This is a genomic window from Photobacterium sp. J15, from assembly GCF_963870815.1.
Lineage (GTDB): Bacteria > Pseudomonadota > Gammaproteobacteria > Enterobacterales > Vibrionaceae > Photobacterium > Photobacterium marinum.
This window is the reverse complement of sequence record NZ_CAWMUI010000001.1, coordinates 1,048,968-1,071,916: the sequence shown is the minus strand read 5'-3', so window position 1 is coordinate 1,071,916 and position 22,949 is coordinate 1,048,968. Positions and strand designations below refer to the sequence as shown.

Below are 22,949 nucleotides of genomic sequence, written 5' to 3'. Positions count from 1 at the left end.
AACAGCGTACAAAAAACACTCAATAGCATCATTGCATTGTCGATAAATTAAGCAGGACTCAACTGTGTAGCGAGACAATGACATGATCAACCCAAACAACAATCTGCCGTTGACTGCTCAGAAACAGCTGAAGAAAGTCACACAGGCATCTCTTATCGATGAGCGTAAGCAAAAAGTCGAAGCCAAAACAAATGAGGAGAAAAAAGAACAACCAAGAAAACATGCAAAAAAGCGCCGTCGGAAAGGGCTGCTTGACGTGTATGTCTGAGCACTCAAATGGTTAATAAAAAGTTACCACAACTAAAGCACTTTCAAGTTTGAACCTTAAAAGTGCTTACTTCTCACCCCATTCCGCCCCACTTCGAATACTCTGCATTCTTAATTTTTTGTTAAGTTAATTTAAATTTAAATTTCCTGTTGCAAAATCAAATAAGCTTGGTTAGTGTGAATAACAAGCAATGTGTAAATAATGATTTCATTTGAGTAAATAATTATGCGTATCCTAATGGCAAATCTACATCACCATCATCATCCTGATTAGTCTTTCAGGAGGATACGCCTCACTCTGGAAGACGCAGAATCACTCTTCCAGCGGTCAATTGCAGTAACAGATCTCAGACCCTCGGAAGAGCTTTCTTCCGAGGGTTTTTTCGTTTTCAGGCATAAAATTTATCGAATACAGGGAACATACCGATGCAGACAGAACGACTAAGAATTGCCATTCAGAAAAAAGGACGCCTGAGCAAAGAGTGCCAGGACCTGTTAAAACGCTGCGGCGTTAAATTCAACATGATGGGTGAACGCCTGGTGGTTCATTCTGAAAATATGCCCATCGATCTGTTACTGGTTCGTGATGATGATATTCCCGGTCTGATCATGGATGGCGTAGTTGACCTTGGTGTAATCGGCGAAAACGAGCTGGAAGAAGTAGGCCTGGAGCGCGCCGCCCGTGGAGAACCATCAGAGTATGTCAAACTGCGCCGCCTTGACTTTGGTGGCTGCCGCCTTTCCATCGCCATCGACAAAGACGCCGACTACGCCGGCCCGCAGGATCTTCAGGGCAAACGTATTGCAACAACTTATCCTCAACTGGTTAAGCGCTACATGGATGAACAGGGGGTTCAATTCAGCACCTGTATGTTGAACGGCTCCGTTGAAGTTGCTCCCCGAGCAGGCCTTGCCGATGCCATTTGTGATCTGGTTTCAACAGGTGCCACTCTCGAAGCAAACGGTCTGAAAGAAGTCGAAGTTATCCTGCGTTCTAAAGCCGTTCTCATCCAGCGCACCGGCGATTTCAACCAAGACAAGACTGAACTGATTGAGCGCCTGCTGACCCGCATGCAAGGTGTCATCCAGGCCAAAGAGTCCAAGTACATCATGCTTCACGCCCCGACTGAATGCCTTGAGCAAATCAAAGCCCTGCTACCGGGAGCCGAAGACCCGACCATCATTCCATTAGCGACGGACAAAAGCCGTGTCGCTATTCACCTGGTCAGTTCCGAGAACCTGTTCTGGGAAACAATGGAAGAACTCAAAGGGCTGGGAGCCAGCTCAATCCTTGTCCTGCCAATTGAGAAAATGATGGAGTAAGGCAATGAAAACCGTTGTATGGCAATCATTAAGCGAAACCCAACAGGAATACGTTCTGCAGCGCCCGGCCATTACTGAAGGGGCGAACATCTCTGCCATCGTTTCCGAAGTGATCGATAGTGTCCGCCAACGTGGCGACGATGCTTTGCTGGAGCTGACCGAGAAATTCGACAAAGTTCGCCCGGAAAGTATCAAAGTCAGTACCGAAGAAGTAAACGCCGCTGCAGATCGCCTGAGCGAAAACATGAAGCAAGCACTTCAACAGGCTTATGACAATATCGCAATCTTCCACAAAGCACAGAAGCAAAAGCCTCTGCGGGTGGAAACGCAGCCGGGTGTCGTTTGCGAACAAGTGACACGACCAATAAACTCTGTCGGTTTATACATTCCCGGCGGTAGCGCCCCACTGCCATCTACCGTCCTGATGCTGGGTGTTCCCGCACAAATCGCTGGTTGCCGCCAGATTGTCCTGTGTTCACCGCCACCGATTGCCGATGAAATTCTCTATGTCGCCAAACTGTGTGGTATCGACAACATTTACAATGTCGGCGGCGCACAGGCTGTCGCCGCCATGGCCTACGGCACCGAATCTGTCATCAAAGTCGATAAAATTTTCGGACCGGGCAATGCATTCGTAACCGAAGCCAAGCGTCAGGTCAGTAACGACTACCGTGGCGCTGCCATCGACATGCCGGCAGGTCCGTCAGAAGTTCTGGTAATCGCCGATTCCACTGCCGAGCCGGGCTTTATCGCAGCCGATCTTCTCAGTCAGGCTGAACACGGCCCTGACTCTCAGGTTGTCCTGGTAACACCTGAACCGAGCCTTGCCGAGCGAGTAGCAGATGCAATCCAGAAACAACTTGCCGAACTGCCGCGTGCGGGTATTGCCCGTCAGGCACTGGGATCAAGCCTGATTGTCGTTGCCGATACCCTGACACAATGCATTTCAATATCCAACCACTACGGTCCGGAGCACCTGATTGTTCAGACCAGGGATCCGCGTAGCCTGGTTTCGCAGCTTGATAATGCCGGTTCAATTTTCCTTGGCAACTGGTCACCAGAGTCTGTCGGGGACTATGCTTCGGGTACGAACCATGTTCTGCCGACGTATGGCTATACCCGCACCTACTCTAGCCTGGGACTGGCGGATTTCACCAAACGGATGACAGTTCAGGAACTTAGTGCGGATGGTTTGCAACAGCTGGCTCCAACAGTCGTCACCATGGCCGAAGCCGAAGGGTTGGATGCCCACAAACGGGCCGTCACTATCCGCATTGAAAAACTACAGGCGCAACAAAACAGAGCTGTGGCCAACAAGGAGGTTCAATAATGACAATCGCTCAACTGGCCCGCAAAACAGTTCGCGAATTAACGCCCTACCAGTCAGCTAGGCGCATTGGCGGTAGCGGAGATATCTGGCTGAACGCCAACGAATCGCCGTTTGCCAACGAATACACCATCAAATGTGACCGCCTGAACCGCTACAGTTCCTGCCAACCGGAAGAACTGATCCAGGCCTATACCGACTACGCCGGTGTAAAAAAAGAACAGGTTCTCACCTCCCGAGGTGCCGATGAAGGAATCGAACTGCTGATACGGGCATTCTGTGAACCAAATCAGGACAGTATCCTTTACTGCCCGCCGACATATGGCATGTACGCGATAAGCGCTGAAACCTTCGATGTTCAAACCAAGACCGTTCCGCTGACAGCAGAATGGCAACTGAATTTACCCGAGATAGAAGCCAGTCTTGACGGAGTTAAACTGATCTTTGTCTGCAGCCCGAATAACCCGACCGGTAACTTAATCAATCGCCGGGACATTGAAGCATTGCTTGATATGACTGCAGGCAAGGCTCTGGTTGTTGTCGACGAGGCCTATATCGACTTTTGCCCTGAAGCCTCAACCGTTGATCTGCTTGATCAGTATCCAAACCTGGTGATCCTGCGAACCCTGTCAAAGGCCTTCGCCCTCGCCGGTTTGCGCTGCGGCTTTACCCTGGCAAATTCAGAGGTAATTGAACTGCTGCTCAAAGTGATCGCCCCTTATCCGGTTCCGGTGCCGGTTACCGACATCGCCGTACAAGCACTGTCTCCGTCAGGGCTGGCAAAGACCAAATTCCAGGTTCTCGACATTCACGCTAACCGCGCATATCTGCAAGCGGGCCTGGGTATGCTTCCGGATGTCACTGTCTTTGACGGTTACGGAAACTACTTATTAGTGAAATTCCCTAATGCCGATGCGCTGTTTAATGCTTTATGGGAGCACGGCATTATTCTTCGCCGCTCTCAGATTGAAAACTGCATCCGCATCAGTATCGGCAGCCGTGATGAGTGTGAGAAAACCCTGGCCTTCATCCGAGAACAACTTGAGCAGAAACCAGCATAAAGGATTGATATTGTGAGCAAGGAAAAGATTTTATTTATCGACCGGGACGGCACACTGATTGTTGAGCCACCCGTTGATTTTCAGGTCGACCGACTGGACAAACTCAAGCTTGAACCATTAGTGATCCCGTCGCTGTTAAAGCTGCAGGATGCCGGTTACAAACTGGTGATGGTCACCAATCAGGACGGACTCGGCACAGAGAGCTATCCACAAGAAGACTTTGATGCACCACATCAGATGATGATGGAAATCTTCGAATCCCAGGGTGTTAAGTTTGCTGATACCCTAATCTGCCCACACTTTGAAGAAGACAATTGTACCTGCCGCAAGCCTAAGCTGGGCATGGTAAAAGACTACCTGCGCGGAGGCCGCGTCGACTTCGAGCACTCAGTCGTGATCGGCGATCGTCCGACCGATCTCGAACTGGCAGAAAATATGGCTATCCGCGGCATTCGCTATAGTCCGCAGCCGAGCGATGACACCACGATGAACTGGCCACAGATCGTCAAAGATCTTACTTCGTCGCCAAGGATCGCAGAGGTGGTACGCACCACCAAAGAAACCAATATCCGGGTTAAGGTCAACCTGGACGAATCCGGCGGCAATATCATCAAAACCGGGCTGGGTTTCTTTGATCATATGCTGGATCAAATCGCCACCCACGGCGGGTTCCGCCTCGAACTCACCGTTGACGGCGACCTGCACATCGACGATCACCACAGTGTCGAAGATACCGCACTTGCACTGGGTGAAGCGTTGAAAAAAGCCCTTGGCGACAAACGCGGCATCGGCCGTTTCGGCTTCAGCCTGCCAATGGATGAGTGCCTGGCGCAGTGCGCACTGGATCTGTCCGGCCGTCCGTATCTGAAGTTTGATGCTAAATTTAGCCGAGATCAGGTCGGCGATCTTTCAACCGAGATGGTATCGCATTTCTTCCGCTCGCTGACCGATACCCTGGCCTGCACCCTGCACCTGTCATCAAGCGGTGACAACGACCACCATATTGTCGAGAGTCTGTTCAAGGCCTTTGGACGCACCCTGCGCCAGGCAATCCGGGTTGAAGGCAACGAGTTACCAAGCAGTAAAGGAGTACTGTAATGGCAAAAGAAAACCAGCAAGTCGTCATCATTGATACTGGCTGTGCGAATGTCTCATCAGTACGTTTTGCAATTGAGCGTGAAGGTTACAAAGTGACTGTCAGTAAAGAGCCAGGAGTCGTACTTACTGCCGACAAGCTGTTTCTACCCGGTGTCGGAACCGCCAGTGAAGCGATGAAAAACCTGCAGGAACGTAACCTGATTGAGCTGGTAAAAAAGGTCGATAAGCCGCTTCTCGGTATTTGCCTTGGCATGCAGCTGCTCGGTGAGCTATCAGAAGAACAGGGACAAAGCGGTACAGAGCAGGTTCCCTGCCTTAACCTTTGTGCAGCACCGGTAACAAAATTGGAGACCGGAGAGTTGCCTCTGCCGCACATGGGCTGGAACACCATCACCCCGCAGCAGGATCATCCGTTGTTTAAAGATATCCCGGCAGGCAGCTATTTTTATTTTGTTCACAGTTACGCGATGCCTGTTTTTGACAAAGCAGACGGTGGCAAAACCATTGCCAGTTGCGAATACGGAAATGCTTTTTCGGCGGCTGTTCAGAACGGAAACTATTTCGGTGTCCAGTTCCACCCAGAGCGTTCAGGCAAGGCCGGGGCACAACTAATCAGAAACTTTCTTGAAATGTAACGACGGCAAAAGGACTTGATATGATTATTCCCGCACTTGATTTAATTGACGGTCAGGTTGTTCGTCTTTTTCAGGGTGACTACGGTCAGGTAACCGAATATAAGGTTGATCCGGCCGAACAATTTGCCCTTTACAACCAAGCAGGTGCCGGCTGGCTGCACTTGGTTGATCTTACCGGAGCCAAAGATACTTCAGCCCGTCAACTTCAGCTTATCGGCAAACTGCTGGCCAGCACCCCGGCTAATATCCAAATCGGTGGCGGTGTCCGCAGCGAGCAAGATGTCAACGACTTGCTGGAAGCTGGGGCACAACGCGTGGTCGTCGGCTCCACCGCGGTAAAACAGCCAGAATTAGTGAAGGGCTGGATGGAGAAATACGGCCCGGAATGCATTGTGCTCGCCCTTGATGTCAACATTGATGACAACGGCAACCGAAAAGTCGCTATTTCCGGCTGGCAGGAAGACTCAGGAGTCAGCATTGAAGATCTGCTGGATGATTACCTGACTGTCGGCCTTTGCCACGTACTTTGTACCGATATTTCCCGCGACGGCACCTTAAGTGGCTCGAATGTAGAACTCTACCGGGATCTGTGCGCCAGTTACCCGCAAGTTCAGTTTCAGTCTTCGGGTGGCATTGGCTCCCTGGATGATATTGCGGCGCTGAAGGGTTCCGGTGTTGCCGGCGTGATTGTCGGCCGGGCCCTTCTCGACGGTAAATTCACCGCAGAAGAAGCATTTACCTGTTGGAACAGCTAACCGGACAAGGAGAAAAACATGTTAGCAAGACGAATTATCCCTTGTCTTGATGTCCGCGACGGACAAGTAGTCAAGGGCGTGCAGTTCCGTAACCACGAAATCATCGGTGATATCGTCCCGCTTGCCAAACGCTATGCCGAGGAAGGGGCTGATGAACTGGTGTTTTACGATATTACCGCTTCCAGTGATGGCCGCGTCGTCGACAAAAGCTGGGTTGCCAGGGTTGCGGAAGTGATTGATATCCCGTTCTGTGTTGCCGGCGGAATCAAGTCCGCTGAAGATGCCAGCCGCATCCTGCAATTTGGTGCCGATAAAGTGTCCATCAACTCACCGGCGTTAGCTAATCCGGCGCTGATCACCGAATTAGCGGATAAGTTCGGTGTGCAATGTATTGTGGTCGGCATCGACTCTTACTTTGATGCTGAAACCGAAAAATACCAGGTTTACCAATTCACCGGTGATGAAAGCCGCACCAAAGTCACCCAGTGGGAAACCCGGGACTGGGTTCAGGAAGTACAAAAACGCGGTGCCGGGGAAATCGTACTGAACATGATGAACCAGGATGGTGTCCGGCAAGGTTACGATCTCAAGCAACTGAATATGGTTCGCGAAGTCTGCCATGTTCCGCTGATTGCCTCGGGCGGAGCCGGAGAAATGCTCCATTTCGCCAATGCCTTTAATAAAGCCAATGTAGACGGCGCACTGGCAGCTTCTGTTTTCCATAAACGGATCATCAATATCGGCAAATTAAAGCAGTACCTGAAACAGCAAGATGTGGAGATAAGACTATGAGCCTGGCAGCAAATATTAACTGGGAAAAAGTAGACGGCCTGGTTCCGGCCATCGTGCAGGACAACACCAGCGGTCAGGTGCTGATGCTGGGCTATATGAATGAAGCCGCGCTGGACAAAACACTGGCGAGTAAAAAAGTCACCTTCTGGTCTCGCAGCAAGCAACGCCTTTGGACCAAGGGCGAAACCTCTGGCAATGTCCTGAATCTTAAGAGCATCAAACTCGATTGTGATCAGGATACCCTGCTGGTTAAAGTCGATCCTATCGGCCCGACCTGTCACCTCAATACCACAACCTGCTTTGACAGTAACACAGCCCAGGAAGGGCTGGTTGAACAACCGGCACTGGTGTTTCTTCATCAACTGGAACAGCTACTGGCTGAACGTAAAGATGCCGATCCAACCTCTTCCTACACCGCCAGTCTCTACGCCCGCGGTACCAAGCGTATTTCGCAAAAAGTGGGCGAAGAAGGCGTTGAAGTCGCGCTTGCGGCAACGTCGGGCGATAAGAAGGAGCTGATCTGTGAATCTGCCGATTTGCTCTACCACCTGATAGTTTTATTACAAGATCAGGGGCTTTCCCTGTCAGATGTCACAGAAAAACTTCAGGAACGTCATAATAAATAATTTGCTTAATAAGCAGAGCATCTATTTTAGAAACGAACTAAAAATAAAAGCCCGGGAATATCAACCCGGGCTTTCTTATTTTCAATTAAGCGCTGAATGCAATTAATTACTTACCCAGCGCTTCTTTATAATGTTTGCGGCAAACTGATACGTAACGATCATTACCGCCAATCACAACCTGATCACCGTCAGCAATTGCACGACCAGTTTCATCCATGCGGATCACCATATTTGCTTTGCGACCACAATGACAGATTGTTTTCAGCTCCACCAGCTTATCAGCCCAGGACAACAAATAACGACTGCCTTCAAAAAGTTCACCGCGGAAATCAGTACGCAAGCCGTAACACAAAACAGGAATGTGCATCTTGTCGACAATTTCCGTCAACTGATAAACCTGCTCTTTAGTCAGGAACTGGCATTCATCAATCAGCACACAATCAATTTTTGTGTTCGCTGACATATCCTGAAGCTTTTGATATAAATCGTCTTGCGCACCAAACAGCTCAGCTTCTTCCTGCAGACCAATACGCGAGCTCACCTTGCCGACACCGAAACGATCATCAATAGCCGCCGTAAAGATCACCGGCGTCATTCCGCGTTCACGATAGTTAAAAGATGACTGCAATAAGGTCGTCGACTTACCCGCATTCATTGCCGAGTAATAGAAATACATCTGGGCCATGTGGCTCCCCGTCAAAGCGCAAAAAAACTGCCGAAATGCTACAGAAAAGAGGTAGGAATTAAAAGCGCGTGACCGCACGAAAGCGCAAAATATCACGCATTATTTAATGATAAAAAAAGCCTGCAATTTAATTGCAGGCTTTCATTAATATCTAACAGTTTGATGCCTAATCAGCTTTTACATTTTAGCCGCAGCAACAGCCGGACGGCGAGCCATCCACATCAGTGCCACACAAACCAGAATGAAGCTAATTACTGCTGCCATAAAGGCTACCGGCATTGAACCTGTCATACCCAGTACTAGGAAGCCAATGGTTGAAACCAAAGCAACAGACAGAGCGTAAGGCAGCTGCGTTGATACGTGGTCAATGTGATGACAGCGCGCACCGGTTGAAGACAGAATCGTCGTATCTGAAATCGGAGAACAGTGGTCACCAAATACAGAACCAGCCAGAACCGCACCCAGCATTGGCAGCATCAGCGCAATATCAGAAGCTGCAGCCAGATCACCTGCGATTGGCAGCATGATACCGAACGTACCCCATGATGTACCTGTTGAGAACGCCATCAGGCCAGCCAACAGGAACAGAATTGCAGGTAGCAGTGCCGGGCTGATATTACCTTGAACCAGTGTTGACAGGTACTTACCGGTTTCCATATCACCGATCACGCTACCAATACTCCATGCAAACAGCAGGATAAGGATAGCGCCGAACATTGATTTCGCACCAATCCACAGTGTAGATGCCACATCAGACATTGGCAGACGCTGGCGAATTACCGGGATCATTGCAGCTACAAGACCAACCAGACCACCGTAAACCAGAGACATACCTACATCAGTATTCTCGAACGCACCCAGGATATTAAACGCAATACCATCAGCAGCCAGAGCCTGGTAACCGGTATAAATCATAAAGAAGAAAGTAGCGAAGATAAGAGCAACGATTGGCATTACCAAATCAGCCACACGACCATTTTCACTTTCTTCAATTTCCAGCTCGTCGTTCAGATCTTTTGCCTGGGAGTCGTCACCACCTTCATCAAAACCGTGACCATGGCTTGCCTGCATTTCATGCTTCTTCATTGCGCCGATATCCAGTTGGAACCAAGCAACAACAAATACCATTAATAAAGCAAACACCGCGTAAAAGTTCATTGGTGCAAGTTGAAGAAATGCGCTCAATGCAGAATATTCTGTCACACCGTGCGATACCAAAATACCACCGATAAGCGTGATAATATAAGCACCCCAGCTTGACGCAGGCATCAACACACACATTGGTGCAGCGGTTGAATCCAGAATGTAAGCCAGTTTTGCACGTGATACGTAAAAACGATCAGTAACAGGACGAGAAATAGAACCTACCGCCAGACTATTAAAATAGTCATCGACGAAAATAAATACCCCTAGAAAAGCAGCAAGCAGTTTTGCACCGCGCTTAGATTTAATTTTTGTCTGTGCCCATTCAGCAAAAGCACGAGTACCGCCAGAAAGGGTTAGCAGTGCTGTCATCATACCCAGCAAAATAAGGAAAGCGACAATACTCATGTTCCAGCTATTAATAGCACCATCATCGATGAACAAACCTTTAACTGTAGTACCCACATATTCTGCAGTCATACCCAGAGAAAAATCTGTCAGCAATAAAGCGCCAAGAACAATACCAACACCTAGAGAAACCAAAACGCGACGTGTCAGAATCGCAAGGCCCAACGCCACTAATGGCGGTAACAATGAAATGGATGAATGGGAAAAATCTACAATATTCATGATCTCAACTACAACCGATACTTGGTTGGAGATCTACTGCTGAGCACGACATAAGTCGTTAAAGAGAAGAGTATAAAGGAAAGCAAGTCCCCTATTCCGACCCCACAGTAGCGCTCCATAGTTAATGTAATTATATACTATGGCAGTGTTGCCCCTATTCGGTGACAACCCCAGCAAGCAGGCTTGATGACCTGGCTCACTTCGGCATCGGCTCCTTTCTCTGGCTATCATCGGAATCACCCTACTGCCAGTTACTTATAGACAATGCGCCTCTACCCTTAGTCAAGGAAGATTTCATTGTACGGAATCACGAACCATTTGCAACAACATAAGATGAAAAAATTAACACATATAGTGAATAATTTTTCCGCGACGATGAAAAAACGCACAATTGAAGCTTCAATGTAATCCTTAGCACTATTAAATCATATGAAATTACGGACATTCAATTTACTCAAAGTCTCGATTAATTTCACAATCAACATCACCCGAAAATATAAAAAATGAGATTTTCATCAGCTTAATTCAAAAAAAAATAAAACCAGACCAGATATTTTATTTGGCATCACAGGTTTAAACGTATTATTATTGCCAATATAGATTTGTGACTGCTATTATTTATTAAAACAGTTTAAAGCCAACAGGAAATATAAAATGTCTGATGCAATGAAAGCGCTGTTTAACCTTCGTAGCCTTCGTGCTCTTTCGCGTGAATATACTCTGGAACAACTTCAGGAAGCTCTGGAGAAACTACAAACAGTTGTTAGCGAGCGTGAAGAAGCAGAAGCAGAAGAACTAGCTAAAGAAAAAGAACGTAGCGAAAAACTTGCTCAATACCGTGAAATGCTTCTGGCTGACGGTATCGACCCTGAAGAATTACTAGCGAGCCTGAATAAAGCACCTAAAGCAAAACGTGCTGCTCGTCCTGCTAAATACCGTTTCATTGATGAAAATGGTGAAGAGAAAACCTGGACTGGCCAAGGCCGTACTCCAAGTGCACTGAAGAAAGCGCTTGATGAAGGCAAATCTCTAGAAGATTTCGAAATCTAATTAAAGCTGAATATAAGCTGAACAAAAGCCCGGAACTTCCGGGTTTTTTTATATTCATATTCCTGCTTATCCGCCCCAAAAAACAATCGAGATATTTAGTTCATTAACCTCATAATGTTCAGTTGTAAAATCACAACTAATTTGCATAACCGTAATACCATACACACTGTTATAATTAGAATTAATACTCTATAACTTAAGCTTTTCGTTGAAAGCTATCACTGAAACAAGCTTACAGTTCTTACTTTTTTCTATGCCAGCTTACTTTCCGAATCCGACAGCAAAGGCACGGAGAAAGCCTTCCCTCTTCATTCACAAACACCATCTATAGCTCTCAAGACTCTTTAATCCCTATTTGAAAAGCGCTGTTACAACCTCCTATAACAGTGTCATTCTGCTCGATTAATTTCATACAATTCATGAGGCGAATAAATAATTAGTGATACAAAACTGACACAAAAAAAGCCAGACATATATGTCTGGCTTTGTATCGTTGGGTAATTATCGAATCCTGTCGGCGAGATGGCTGACCGCTAATGCAAAATAATGAGAGCGATTCCACTTCAATAATGTCTGATAGTTTCCATATATTAAGTATGCCCTACCATGATTATCGTCGGGTTGAATAAGCCAAGCCTGAATATCAACTTTCGGCAACGCCTTACCATTGATTCGTCTTACTCCAAGCTTTTGCCATTCAGCCAGAGAACGACTTTTATCCTTCTCTACGCCAAACAGCTTATCATTTATACCCTCAGGTAATTTAACCTGACGCCCCCACGTATATTCATCATCCCAACCAGATTTTTTAAGATAATTAGCTGCCGATGCAAATACATCCGCTTCAGTTTGCCAAATATCAATCCGACCATCATTATTACCATCAACAGCAAAAGTTAAAAAGGATGTCGGCATGAACTGCGGCTGACCCATTGCTCCTGCCCATGAACCTTTCATATCTTTTGGTGCGATATGTCCTTCATCGAGGATTTGCAGCGCAGCCATTACCTGATTACGGAAAAAAGCCTCTCGGCGTCCTTCATAAGCCAGTGTAGAAAGCGCTTCAACAACATTATAATTCCCCATCAGGCGGCCAAAATTACTTTCTACGCCCCACAGAGCAACAATAAACCTTGGCTGCACGCCATATTGTCGCCCGATTTTATCCAATGTCTTTTTATGCTTGCGATAAAGCTCATTTGCCTGTTTAACTTTCCAGTCAGGTACAGCCCGAGGAAGATATTCATCCAGTGTCAATTTCTTCTCAGGCTGGTTCTTGTCAGCTTTAACCGCACGCTCAACAAATGTAATGCCTTCAAAAGCAGAGTTGATAATCGACTCTGAAATTCCTTTTTCACGGGCTTCAACCTTCAGCCCAAGTACATATTCGTCAAATCCTTTATCTGCAGCCACAGCTACAGACGAGAACCCTAATCCCAAGGCCACCAGGGCCGATATCAATCGCTTATGCATACTTACCCTTTATGAATTATTCTCGGCCATTGAAGCCTTATACTCATCAAGTAAATTAGTCACCGGTGGTGGTACCTGCAAATAAAAACCGTCTGTTGCCAATGCGTCTTTTACTTTTTCCACATCAGCCAGCGCTAATTTACGTCCGTTATCCAGTTTCAACACCATAACAAACTGCGGTGTACCAAAAGTGGCCTTCAGGCTTTCCGGTACCTGAGAAAAATCATCTTTGTTGTTGATATATAGATACGTGTTTTCTTTTTTAGGGCTTTTATAAATTGCACAAAACATCAAAAATAGCCTGTAAGTTGAATCTGTCACCTAATTCAGACCGCAATAATGCAGAATCATTCCCTCTGTGTACCATCAAATGGGCGTTCAGATGAGATGCTTGTCTGAATTTCCAACGCTAAAGCAAGGATAGCTTGCTGTCATACCCTTAGGAATATAACATGCAAGTACCTATGTGATAACGTACCTGAACGGCTAATTTAGCGACAGTCATTGAGTTGAGTATGGCAAATACAGCAGAACTTAAAGGGGGCTCATTTACGCTCTCAGCCCTGCACCTCGTAGACGGGGATATAAAAAAGGCAGCCGATTTCCTGCGAGAGAAAGTTGATCAGGCGCCAAACTTTTTTGCCTCTGCACCCGTTGTCATCGACATCAGTCAAACAGATGACCATATTGATTTCGCCCAGCTGAAAACGGCGGTGCAAGAAGCAGGGATGATCCCTGTCGGGATCAGTGGCTGTAAAAATGCCCAGTATCAGAGCCAGGCTAAAGAGGCCGGCTTTGCTATCATGAATGCAGCTCGACAGGCTAAGGCTGCAGAGCCAGTAATGGTTCCGACTAAAATCATCCGTACCCCAGTCCGTTCCGGACAACAAATCTATGCCAAAAACAGTGATCTGATTATCATGAACCAGGTTAGTGCCGGTGCAGAAGTCATTGCTGACGGTTGCATCCATATATATGGAACCATGCGTGGACGAGCTATTGCCGGGGCCAGCGGGCAACAGGAAGCCAGAATTTTTTGTCATAACTTGCAATCTGAACTAATTTCCATTGCAGGTAACTACTGGCTCAGTGATAAAATTCAGGAAGAATTCTGGGGTAAAGGTGTCGTTATCTCACTAGCTGAAAATAATTTAAACATAGAGCACCTGGCTCTATAACGTTTGATAAGGAATTAATTGATGGCACGTATTATCGTTGTTACCTCGGGCAAAGGTGGCGTTGGTAAAACAACTTCCAGTGCAGCTATCGCATCGGGCCTGGCGCTAAGCGGCAAAAAAACAGCAGTAATTGATTTTGATATCGGCCTGCGCAACCTTGACCTGATTATGGGTTGCGAACGCCGTGTCGTATATGATTTTGTTAATGTTATCAACGGTGAAGCAAATCTTAATCAGGCTTTGATTAAAGACAAGCGCGTTGATAACCTTTTTGTTCTTCCTGCTTCACAGACTCGTGACAAAGATGCACTGACTCGTGAGGGCGTTGAGCAAGTACTGAAAAATATGGATGAAATGGGCTTTGAGTTCATTATCTGTGACTCTCCGGCCGGCATTGAAACCGGTGCCCTGATGGCACTGTATTTTGCCGATGAAGCCATTGTTACAACAAACCCAGAAGTATCTTCAGTACGTGACTCTGACCGTATTCTTGGCATTTTAGATTCAAAGTCGCGTCGTGCAGAAGCCGGTGCCGATCCGGTCAAAACTCACCTGCTACTTACCCGTTATAACCCGGCGCGTGTAACGCTGGGCGAAATGCTGAGTGTGGTTGATGTTGAAGATATCCTGCACATTCCACTTCTGGGTGTGATTCCTGAAAGCCAGGCAGTATTGAATGCATCTAACAAAGGTGAACCTGTCATTTTCGATAAAGGTTCTGACGCAGGTATGGCTTACGAAGATACAGTAGGTCGTTTACTGGGCGAGGAGCGCCCATTCCGTTTCTTAGAGGAAGAGAAAAAAGGCTTCCTGAAACGTCTATTTGGAGGCTAATTCAACTATGGCTTTGCTAGAATTCTTCCGTCCCAAAAAACCAACATCTGCGAGTCTGGCAAAAGAAAGGCTTCAGATTATCGTTGCGGAAAGACGCTCCGCAGGCCAGGGTGAACCAAGCTACCTGCCACAACTTAAGCAGGATATCCTGGAAGTGATCCGCAAATATGTCGAAATCACTCCTGACCAGGTGAGCGTAAACCTGGACCAGAAAGAAGAAGATCTTTCTGTTCTGGAACTGAACGTTACCCTGCCTGAAGAAGAAGGCAGCCGCTAATCGGCTGATGCGATTAAAAAGCCCCGGCACTGCCGGGGCTTTATTATATAGAGCAAAAAGAATAGGAAACTAAAACGCTTTCTATCGCTTCAATAGTGGCATTACACGTTCTTCAAACAAGGCTTTACGCCAGGTTTTCATCATGTCCGGCAGGTCATCCGCTGGCATTTGTTTTTTCCATGCCCATGAGATCAACTGGTTAACCTGTTTTTTCGATGCCAGAAACTCAGGAGCCAAACCTGTTTCTGCTTCCACTTTCGTGACTTCATCTTTGATGCGCTTTACCAGTTGCTTGTAGCCAGGTAAATCAACAAGGCGGACAATCTTTTCTGGATAGTCCAATGGTGACATCTTGTCTACGTCGTAAACCATTTTAAGCAAACGACCGGCATGGCGCTGGATTTCCATACTATCAAAACCTTCCTTTGCCATTACCGCTTTGGATTTAATATTGAAACGCGCCAACTTCCACAAGTGCAGCTCTTTCACGATAAAGTTCAGTGCCAAGTCGCGCTTACGAGCTTCCAGCATTCGCCACTTAGCCGCTTTCTGCAAAATCGCCAACTGTTTCGGATCTAACTGCCAGGCATTTTTAATATCCAGGTAAGCTTTTTCCGGATCGGCCTGCTTCATACGCTTGAGCATCAAAGAAGAACATTCCTGCTTCAGTGCATCCAGCCAACCTTTAGCTTCAACCTGCTCATATAACTTTTCATATAGAGGTAAAAGGTAAAATACATCCGCTGCCGCATAATCAAGCTGCTTAGTGGTCAGGGGACGTGCCAACCAGTTAGTACGAGCTTCCCCCTTATCCAGCTCAATACCAAGAAAGTCATTAACCAGAGTTCCGAAACCAGCAGAAACACCGTAACCAAGGAAAGATGCCATCACCTGTGTATCCAGCATAGGTACCGGCAGACAACCGGCATAATGCTGGAACACTTCCAGGTCTTCACCGCAGGCATGAAGCACTTTGATGACCGACTGATCACGCAGCAGAGCCCATAAAGGTTCAAGATCGTCGATAGCCAACGGATCAATCAATACCAGGCTGTCACCATCAAACAACTGGATAAGTCCCAGTTTCGGGTACAGTGTCCTGGTACGGACAAATTCAGTATCAAGCATCACTGCCGATTTCGTTCGGGCATGCTCACATACGACATCCAGTCGCTCGGTTGTTGTTACGATTTCAAAATTCACAGCAAACCTTTTATTTGGACGACCTGACTGGTCGAAACAAAGTGCCGGCATAACGCCGGCACTCATTATTCACCACATTGTAACCTGATTTAACTGGTTATGCTTGTTGAGCCTTCTTATCTGACTCTTCACGCAACGCTCGGCGCAAAATTTTACCAACATTGGTCTTTGGTAACTCGTCACGGAACTCCACAACCTTTGGCACTTTATAGCCGGTCAAGTGTTCACGGCAATGCATGATCAGTTCTTCACGGGTCAGGCTCGGATCGCTCTTCACTACGCAAACCTTCACCACTTCACCGGAAACTTCATGAGGTTGACCGATAGCAGCAACTTCCAACACTTTGTTATGAAGAGCAACAACATCTTCGATCTCGTTCGGGTACACGTTGAAACCAGAAACCAGGATCATGTCTTTCTTACGATCGACAATATGCAGGAAGCCCTCATCATCGAAGCAAACAATATCGCCGGTTGACAGCCAGCCATCATCGGTCAGTACTTCTTTTGTCGCTTCCGGACGCTGCCAGTAGCCCTTCATAACCTGAGGACCGCGAACCTGAAGTTCACCAGTTTGATCATTTGCCAGCACGTTGCCTTCTTCATCAACGATGCGTACTTCTGTAGAAGGAACAGGCAGGCCGATAGAACCATTGTAATCCACCAGATCATACGGGTACGCCGCCACCAACGGCGAACATTCTGTCAGGCCGTAACCTTCCAGCAGGTAATTACCGGTAATTTGTTTCCACTTCTCAGCAACGGCACGCTGTACCGCCATACCACCACCAACAGATAGGTGCAGGTTGCTGAAATCCAGCTCGTGGAAATCTTCATTGTTCACCAGGGCATTGAAAAGGGTGTTTACCCCGGTCAGCGCGGTAAACGGGTAACGCTGCAGCTCTTTTACAAAAGTAGGGATATCACGCGGGTTGGTGATAAGCAGATTGCGACCACCCATTTCAATGAACAGCAGGCAGTTCACCGTCAGTGCAAACACGTGATACAGCGGCAATGCAGTCACAATCAGCTCACGACCTTCAGTCAGAACCGGACTATAAGCCCCTTTGGCCTGCATCACATTAGCCAGCATATTTCGATGAGTCAGCTCAGCACCTTTTGCCACACCTGTTGTACCACCGGTGTACTGCAGAAATGCCGTGTCATCACCGGCCATAAACGGTTTAACGTATTGCATCCGACGGCCTTTGCGCAGCGCTGAACGCATAGAGGTCGCGTGAGGAAGGTGGTACTTCGGCACCATCTTCTTAATATATTTGACAACAAAGTTAACCAGTGTGCCTTTCGGACGGGCAAGCTGATCACCCAGGCGTGTAAGAACAACATGCTCAACACAGGTATTCTTAACGATAGATTCCAGAGTATGGGCAAAGTTGGACACGATCACGATCGCTTTAGCGCCGGAGTCATTCAACTGATGTTCCAGTTCGCGCGGGGTATATAGCGGGTTAACGTTAACCACCACACAACCGGCACGAAGGATACCGAACAGAGCAATCGGGTATTGCAGCAGATTAGGCATCATCACTGCAACGCGGTCACCTTTCTGCAGCTTAAGCTCGTTTTGCAGATAAGCAGCAAATGCACGGCTACGCTCTTCCAGTTTGCGGAAGGTCATCACCTGCCCCATATTGATAAATGCTGTCTGATCTGCATATTTCTGAACAGATTGCTCGAACATTTCAACCAGCGACGGATATTGATCCGGGTTGATTTCTGCCGGTACATCTTCCGGATAGCGGTTAAGCCAAACCTTATCCACTTTGCACTCTCCTTCTTTTTCTGACCTGAGGTCAGTAATTACTGCTTTGGGGTACAACTAACGTTTGCCGCCGCCACTAAAGCACAGTTAACAAACATAAATAACGAATTTGAACCGTTATTTAAATTCAGAGCCGAACACAATAATGTGTTCGCACACAGCACTCGGGCTTTCAATATGGCAGTGATGGCCACCATCGACTTCAACCTGAGTGCTGTCATGCAACCAGAGACGCCCGGCCTCGGGTTGCTTAAGTTCTTTAAATCCGCGATTTCCCACTATCGATAACACCGGACACTGAATTTCAGTCATTAATGCCCTAGCATGATCATGAGCCATACGATAGAGAGAATCACAACGCAGCCTGTTATCATGACGCCAGTACCATTGCTGGCCATCCTGATAAGTCGCACGTTCAACCAGAGGCGTCAATTGCTCCGGTGATAAACGGTTAACAGCACAACGCAACTCCAGAGCTTCCTGAAAAGACTGCATATACCTTGCTGCCCGCAGCTCAGCACGCTGGCGATAACGCTGCCGGCTGCCTATACCATCACGCAATCTTTTAGCGACATTTTCCGGTGATTCATGAAGAGGTGCCAAACCTTCTATCATGACCAGCCCTTTAACCTTTTCCGGAAAAGCTGCAGCATAACTGCCGGCAACCAGAGCCCCTAGCGAGTGGCCGACAAGCAACACCTCATCGGCAGGAAGCATCGCAATAAACTGATTGAGGTCATCGACATAGTCAAAGAAGTAATAGTAATTATCTATTCCCCTCGGCTGAGAAAGACCATGGCCCGGCCAGTCAATCGCAATCAGGTGATAGTACTTAGCTAATAGCGGAAAAAGCCCGTCAAAGCTGGCCGCATTATCCTGCCAGCCATGCAGAAAGACTAAAAAAGGCTTGGTTGCTTGCAAATAAGACAAAGGCGCAGATGGCTTTACCACCCCGCCCTGATGCTGAAATGAACACAGACCAGCCAACTTTATTTCCACCAGCTGGAAATAGGTGTTGTACATTACGCCCGACACAGAACTCTCTCGCTCGATACAGAACTACAAGTTTATTTGGTTACCCGCTGGGTAACTTCTCCGCGAGTAAAGCCAATGCCGTAACTGCTTACCGGACAACGAAGACCGACACAGTTAAAGTTTCGTTCGAAATCATCGAGCCAGATTTCCTGCTTGATCTGCCAAAGCTGATCACCGGATACCTTAATAACCGGGAACTGGTATTTAAATTCACCGACAGTTCCCTGCTCACTACCACTTACCCGTCCAACCACAGTCAGCAAACGACCTGGCCGGTATTCCATCGGTTCAAGAAAACCGTCAATGTAACCGACAAAGCGTCCCTGTGGTTTCTTATCAAGAATCGGCCTGCCATCTTTGGTTAAAGGCAAACTGACAACCTCAATCCGGGTATGCTCTTCAAGGTTAGTAACAGCAGCAATAATGCCCCCAACCCGAACTTCCTGCCCCTGTACCTGTTTGGTCTCAGTTGCAATTTGTCGATAGTCGGTTATTGGATTTTCAGACTGGGTTTGCAGGCTTTCTGGCACGTTAGCGCAGCCTACCACAAAGACAGCAAACAGCCCAAGGAATAGCGTCCTAAACATCAGATACTCCTGAACAATTGCTCAATATACGCACAAAGGCTCAGCCAAAGTGAAGGTCAGAAAAGCAATCAGACGTAAACATCCACACCGACCAGAGAAGACAGTTCTTCCTTGCGGGCGTGGTGCATTACTCCCATGTAGGAATCGACAGCCTGGCGGCTTTTACCCTCAGGCTGGTCATATTGAATCCGAGAGTGGGCTTCTTTAATAACTTCCGGATCCCGGACAGTACTAGCCACAGCCTTTGCCACCACGGTCGGCTGCGGCGTAACCGGCGTCGCCTCTGGTTTTTGAACCCGAGGTTTCGGCGATGACGATTGTATCGATGAAGGTAAGCGCTGAATCGAAACCATACTCAAATACCTGTCAGGGCGAAAAACACCAACTCACTATTTATCAAAAACTAACTATCGTTCAAGAATAAGTTCTTAATAACCACTCTCTTATACCAAAGACTACTCACGGCCCGGCAGCTTTTTCCAGGTTACCGTATCGCGCAGGTAAACTGGACTAGCTTGTTCAGCCTCAACCATTTCACCACGAGCGAAAGCATACTTGGCCAAGTGAACCATATCCTGAGAATCCGGATACAAAACAGTCCCTTTTTCCATTTTGACCTTTAGCTGAGCTAGAGGTTCAGCATAACTTTCCCATCCTGTACCAGCAGTTAACCAAAGACCACTATCAGTAGCCTCAAACTGGCTGACCAGAGATTCTGGCTGAATCACCTGCTCACCACCGATAACCTGCCAGTCACCGTCAGCTTTGCGCTGGTATTGCCCCCAGTAAACTTCACCCATGCGAGCATCAATAGCAGTCAACACCTGTTCTGCCTGGTGGGTACGGTAAGTTCCCTGTGCCATAGCAGCCAAAGTTGACACGCCGAGCATTGGCAAATCAGCGCCAAACGCCAGCCCCTGCGCAATACCAATACCGATACGAACACCGGTAAAGCTGCCCGGACCACGGCCGAATGCCAATGCATCAAGCTGCTTCAGTTTCAGGCCGCCTTCTGCCAGAACGGTATCAACCATAGGCAAAATTTTAGTTGTGTGTTCACGCGGCGCGTACTCACAACGGGAAATCACTTCATCGCCTACCAATAAGGCAACAGAACAGTTCTCGGTTGCAGTATCAACTGCAAGAATTTTGGTGCTCATTCAAGCCTCTGAATGCTGGTCATCACTGTGAACCGGCTCTTGTTTGCCGTTCACCGCAGACAAAAACTGCCCGACACCAATTAAATCCCTTGTTCTCGGGATCGGTGGCAGGCTTCTTAAAAATACAGCGCCATAGTGGCGCGTAACCAAACGATTATCGCAAATTACCAGAACCCCTTTATCCTGCTTATCGCGGATCAGGCGGCCAACCCCCTGCTTCAGGGTGATCACCGCATCAGGTATCTGAACTTGCGAAAACGGATCGCCACCACGCAGGCGGCAATCTTCAATTCGTGCTTTTAGCAACGGATCATCCGGTGCAGTAAAAGGTAATTTATCGATAATAACACAGCTCAGTGCTTGTCCTCTAACATCAACGCCTTCCCAGAACGCACCTGTTGCAATAAGCAGCGCATTACCTCGTTCAAGGTATTCTGCCAGCAGCTTCTGTTTGGTGGTTTCCCCCTGCACCAGTACTGGTAAATCTAGTTTGGCCCGGAAGCCTTCAGCAAGATCACGCACCATCTGATGAGAAGTACACAGGAAGAAACAGCGGCCGTTGTTGCCTTCAATAACCGGTGCCAGCATATCAACCAGTCGGTCAGCCGTCCCGAAACTGTTTGGCTCAGGCAAAAAACGGGGAACACACAGCAAAGCCTGCTGCTGATAATCGAAAGGACTTTCCAGCGAGAACTGTCGCTTAGGCTCAAGCCCCAGGCGATTACTGAAGTGGCTGAAATCATCATCAACAGCCAGAGTCGCAGAGGTGAAAATCCAAGCTCCCTGCTGCTGTTGGATCTGCTCACGGAATTTCTCCGCCACGGAAAGAGGTGTTATATGCAAGCCGAAATGGCGTGGCGTACATTCATACCAGTATGAATAACCGGTGATCGACGTATCACACAGCCGTTCCAACCGGGCTCTGAGCAGCGTCGTTCGCTCAAAAGCGCTATCGAGTAACTGACTGCGACCAAGTGCCAGTTTAAGTACCTCATGCGCTAAATCGAAAGCATCATTGAGGCGGGTCAGTTCGCGCTCAATCGCCGGACTCTTGATGGCCTCCCGCCAGTTACCACGAAAACCGGGCTCACCCATTACAATCCGTAAATCAGAAGCAGCCTGGGATAACCTGTCGGCAGTTTTCTGAAGCTGACGCATATCCTTCGCTTCAGTGCGATAACCAATCTCGATATCTTTTGCCAATTCCTGGATCTGACGGCTGGTCAGGCTCTGTCCGAAATACTGACTGGCAATATCTGGCATCTGGTGGGCTTCATCGAAAACAAATACTTCAGCTTCCGGGATCAACTCCCCAAAACCAGTTTCCTTAATCGCTAAATCAGCCAGGAAAAGGTGATGGTTAACGACAACTACATCCGCTTCCATCGCTTTGCGACGGGCTTTGACAACAAAACAATCTTCGTATGACGGGCAATCTTTGCCCATACAGTTGTCGTTCGTTGAAGTGATCGTCGGGATCACCGGGCTGTCCTCAGCGATCTCATCACATTCACCGAGATCTCCGGTTCGGGTGGAAGAAGACCAGCTACGGATCTTCACTAGCTGGCTCAATAATGTCGGATCGACATGTGTACCATGACTTTCAGTGATCTGACGGCTCAGACGATCAAGGCAAAGGTAGTTGGCCCGTCCCTTCAGCAGAGCGACACGCCCGGTAAAACCCAGCGCATCCATCATCAACGGCAGATCCCGGTGATAGAGCTGCTCCTGCAAGTTTTTCGAACCAGTACTGATAATGGTCTTCTTGCCACTGACCAGCGCCGGCACCAAATAAGCAAATGTCTTACCGGTACCAGTGCCCGCCTCAACCACCAACTGGGTCTCCGTATTAATCGCATCAAAAACAGCCTCGGCCATTTCAATCTGCGGCTGTCGGGCCTGAAATCCGGGTATGGCTTTCTCAAGCGCGCCACCGGCGGCAAAAAACTTGGCTATCATCCGAAGGAACTATTGTTTATTTATACAGTAAAAGGCTGACTATTATGCCAAGTTTGCCCGGCGGCGAC

The 22,949-nt window shown here is 47.9% G+C and carries 24 protein-coding genes, 1 riboswitch and 1 other annotated feature; of the genes, 13 read left to right on the top strand and 11 right to left on the bottom strand.

Going from position 1 to position 22,949, the window contains the following annotated elements; all coding sequences use genetic code 11:
- Positions 1 to 82 precede the first annotated feature (82 nt).
- The 9 genes from AACQ93_RS05260 (at position 83) to hisIE (ending at position 7,884) form a co-directional block, all read left to right on the top strand.
- Entirely contained in the window at positions 83 to 268 is a 186-nt protein-coding gene (locus AACQ93_RS05260; protein WP_007461822.1) for a hypothetical protein, read from the top strand.
- Positions 269 to 516: 248 nt separating this feature from the next.
- Positions 517 to 654: a sequence feature (His leader region), on the top strand.
- Positions 655 to 693: 39 nt separating this feature from the next.
- Complete coding sequence (gene hisG / locus AACQ93_RS05255; RefSeq protein WP_007461820.1) at positions 694 to 1,590, top strand: ATP phosphoribosyltransferase; 897 nt, start codon at positions 694 to 696, stop codon at positions 1,588 to 1,590.
- A gap of 4 nt (positions 1,591 to 1,594) precedes the next feature.
- Positions 1,595 to 2,920, top strand: a complete 1,326-nt coding sequence (gene hisD, locus AACQ93_RS05250) for a histidinol dehydrogenase (protein ID WP_064602678.1) — start codon at positions 1,595 to 1,597, stop codon at positions 2,918 to 2,920.
- A gap of 5 nt (positions 2,921 to 2,925) precedes the next feature.
- Positions 2,926 to 3,978 carry a histidinol-phosphate transaminase gene (gene hisC / locus AACQ93_RS05245; RefSeq protein WP_198160147.1) on the top strand — a complete coding sequence of 351 codons (1,053 nt, stop codon included), beginning with the start codon at positions 2,926 to 2,928 and terminating at the stop codon, positions 3,976 to 3,978.
- Between the two features lie 12 nt (positions 3,979 to 3,990).
- Complete coding sequence (gene hisB / locus AACQ93_RS05240) at positions 3,991 to 5,076, top strand: bifunctional histidinol-phosphatase/imidazoleglycerol-phosphate dehydratase HisB (protein ID WP_369808736.1); 1,086 nt, start codon at positions 3,991 to 3,993, stop codon at positions 5,074 to 5,076.
- Positions 5,076 to 5,711, top strand: a complete 636-nt coding sequence (gene hisH / locus AACQ93_RS05235; RefSeq protein WP_007461810.1) for an imidazole glycerol phosphate synthase subunit HisH — start codon at positions 5,076 to 5,078, stop codon at positions 5,709 to 5,711. Before hisB ends, hisH begins: the two co-directional genes overlap by 1 nt.
- Positions 5,712 to 5,731: 20 nt before the next feature.
- The gene (gene hisA, locus AACQ93_RS05230; protein ID WP_064602672.1) at positions 5,732 to 6,466 is read left to right on the top strand and encodes a 1-(5-phosphoribosyl)-5-[(5-phosphoribosylamino)methylideneamino]imidazole-4-carboxamide isomerase; all 735 of its coding nucleotides are present in this window, start codon (positions 5,732 to 5,734) and stop codon (positions 6,464 to 6,466) included.
- A gap of 18 nt (positions 6,467 to 6,484) precedes the next feature.
- Complete coding sequence (hisF, locus tag AACQ93_RS05225) at positions 6,485 to 7,258, top strand: imidazole glycerol phosphate synthase subunit HisF (RefSeq protein WP_007461805.1); 774 nt, start codon at positions 6,485 to 6,487, stop codon at positions 7,256 to 7,258.
- Positions 7,255 to 7,884 carry a bifunctional phosphoribosyl-AMP cyclohydrolase/phosphoribosyl-ATP diphosphatase HisIE gene (gene hisIE, locus AACQ93_RS05220; protein WP_064602670.1) on the top strand — a complete coding sequence of 210 codons (630 nt, stop codon included), beginning with the start codon at positions 7,255 to 7,257 and terminating at the stop codon, positions 7,882 to 7,884. Before hisF ends, hisIE begins: the two co-directional genes overlap by 4 nt.
- A 106-nt stretch (positions 7,885 to 7,990) precedes the next feature.
- Here the strand turns inward: hisIE and AACQ93_RS05215 are convergent, their stop codons facing one another.
- Positions 7,991 to 8,569, bottom strand: a complete 579-nt coding sequence (locus AACQ93_RS05215; protein ID WP_007461801.1) for a thymidine kinase — start codon at positions 8,567 to 8,569, stop codon at positions 7,991 to 7,993.
- A gap of 177 nt (positions 8,570 to 8,746) precedes the next feature.
- Positions 8,747 to 10,342 carry a Na+/H+ antiporter NhaC family protein gene (locus tag AACQ93_RS05210; protein ID WP_064602668.1) on the bottom strand — a complete coding sequence of 532 codons (1,596 nt, stop codon included), beginning with the start codon at positions 10,340 to 10,342 and terminating at the stop codon, positions 8,747 to 8,749.
- Positions 10,343 to 10,442: 100 nt separating this feature from the next.
- Positions 10,443 to 10,625: riboswitch (Lysine riboswitch) on the bottom strand.
- A 371-nt stretch (positions 10,626 to 10,996) separates the two neighbouring features.
- Between AACQ93_RS05210 and AACQ93_RS05205 the strand changes: the two genes are divergently transcribed.
- On the top strand, positions 10,997 to 11,392 hold the full coding sequence (locus tag AACQ93_RS05205; protein WP_064602666.1) for an H-NS family histone-like protein: 396 nt from the start codon (positions 10,997 to 10,999) through the stop codon (positions 11,390 to 11,392).
- Positions 11,393 to 11,893: 501 nt separating this feature from the next.
- Here AACQ93_RS05205 and AACQ93_RS05200 read toward each other — a convergent pair.
- Both AACQ93_RS05200 and AACQ93_RS05195 read right to left on the bottom strand, forming a co-directional pair.
- Entirely contained in the window at positions 11,894 to 12,865 is a 972-nt protein-coding gene (locus AACQ93_RS05200) for a lytic murein transglycosylase (protein ID WP_064602664.1), read from the bottom strand.
- Between the two features lie 9 nt (positions 12,866 to 12,874).
- Positions 12,875 to 13,156, bottom strand: a complete 282-nt coding sequence (locus tag AACQ93_RS05195; protein ID WP_064602662.1) for a YcgL domain-containing protein — start codon at positions 13,154 to 13,156, stop codon at positions 12,875 to 12,877.
- 224 nt (positions 13,157 to 13,380) lie between these two features.
- Between AACQ93_RS05195 and minC the strand changes: the two genes are divergently transcribed.
- Genes minC through minE form a run of 3 tightly spaced genes read left to right on the top strand, consistent with a single transcriptional unit; the run spans position 13,381 to position 15,154 of the window.
- A complete protein-coding gene (gene minC / locus AACQ93_RS05190; protein ID WP_064602660.1) occupies positions 13,381 to 14,043 on the top strand; it encodes a septum site-determining protein MinC in 663 nt (220 codons plus the stop codon).
- Positions 14,044 to 14,064: 21 nt separating this feature from the next.
- On the top strand, positions 14,065 to 14,877 hold the full coding sequence (gene minD / locus AACQ93_RS05185) for a septum site-determining protein MinD (RefSeq protein ID WP_064602659.1): 813 nt from the start codon (positions 14,065 to 14,067) through the stop codon (positions 14,875 to 14,877).
- Positions 14,878 to 14,884: 7 nt separating this feature from the next.
- On the top strand, positions 14,885 to 15,154 hold the full coding sequence (minE, locus tag AACQ93_RS05180; RefSeq protein ID WP_007461788.1) for a cell division topological specificity factor MinE: 270 nt from the start codon (positions 14,885 to 14,887) through the stop codon (positions 15,152 to 15,154).
- An 81-nt stretch (positions 15,155 to 15,235) separates the two neighbouring features.
- Here the strand turns inward: minE and rnd are convergent, their stop codons facing one another.
- The 7 genes from rnd to AACQ93_RS05145 all read right to left on the bottom strand — a co-directional run bounded on the left by rnd (position 15,236) and on the right by AACQ93_RS05145 (position 22,881).
- Positions 15,236 to 16,357, bottom strand: a complete 1,122-nt coding sequence (gene rnd / locus AACQ93_RS05175; RefSeq protein WP_036798473.1) for a ribonuclease D — start codon at positions 16,355 to 16,357, stop codon at positions 15,236 to 15,238.
- A 97-nt stretch (positions 16,358 to 16,454) separates the two neighbouring features.
- Complete coding sequence (fadD, locus tag AACQ93_RS05170) at positions 16,455 to 18,140, bottom strand: long-chain-fatty-acid--CoA ligase FadD (RefSeq protein WP_064602656.1); 1,686 nt, start codon at positions 18,138 to 18,140, stop codon at positions 16,455 to 16,457.
- Positions 18,141 to 18,257: 117 nt separating this feature from the next.
- Positions 18,258 to 19,175, bottom strand: a complete 918-nt coding sequence (locus AACQ93_RS05165) for an alpha/beta hydrolase (RefSeq protein WP_232323285.1) — start codon at positions 19,173 to 19,175, stop codon at positions 18,258 to 18,260.
- A 32-nt stretch (positions 19,176 to 19,207) separates the two neighbouring features.
- Entirely contained in the window at positions 19,208 to 19,762 is a 555-nt protein-coding gene (locus tag AACQ93_RS05160; RefSeq protein ID WP_064602653.1) for a Slp family lipoprotein, read from the bottom strand.
- Positions 19,763 to 19,830: 68 nt separating this feature from the next.
- A complete protein-coding gene (locus tag AACQ93_RS05155) occupies positions 19,831 to 20,115 on the bottom strand; it encodes a hypothetical protein (protein ID WP_064602651.1) in 285 nt (94 codons plus the stop codon).
- Between the two features lie 102 nt (positions 20,116 to 20,217).
- Positions 20,218 to 20,922: a tRNA (adenosine(37)-N6)-threonylcarbamoyltransferase complex dimerization subunit type 1 TsaB gene (gene tsaB / locus AACQ93_RS05150; RefSeq protein WP_064602649.1), complete on the bottom strand. Its 705-nt coding sequence runs from the start codon at positions 20,920 to 20,922 to the stop codon at positions 20,218 to 20,220.
- Entirely contained in the window at positions 20,923 to 22,881 is a 1,959-nt protein-coding gene (locus tag AACQ93_RS05145; protein ID WP_064602647.1) for an ATP-dependent DNA helicase, read from the bottom strand.
- Positions 22,882 to 22,949: the final 68 nt, after the last annotated feature.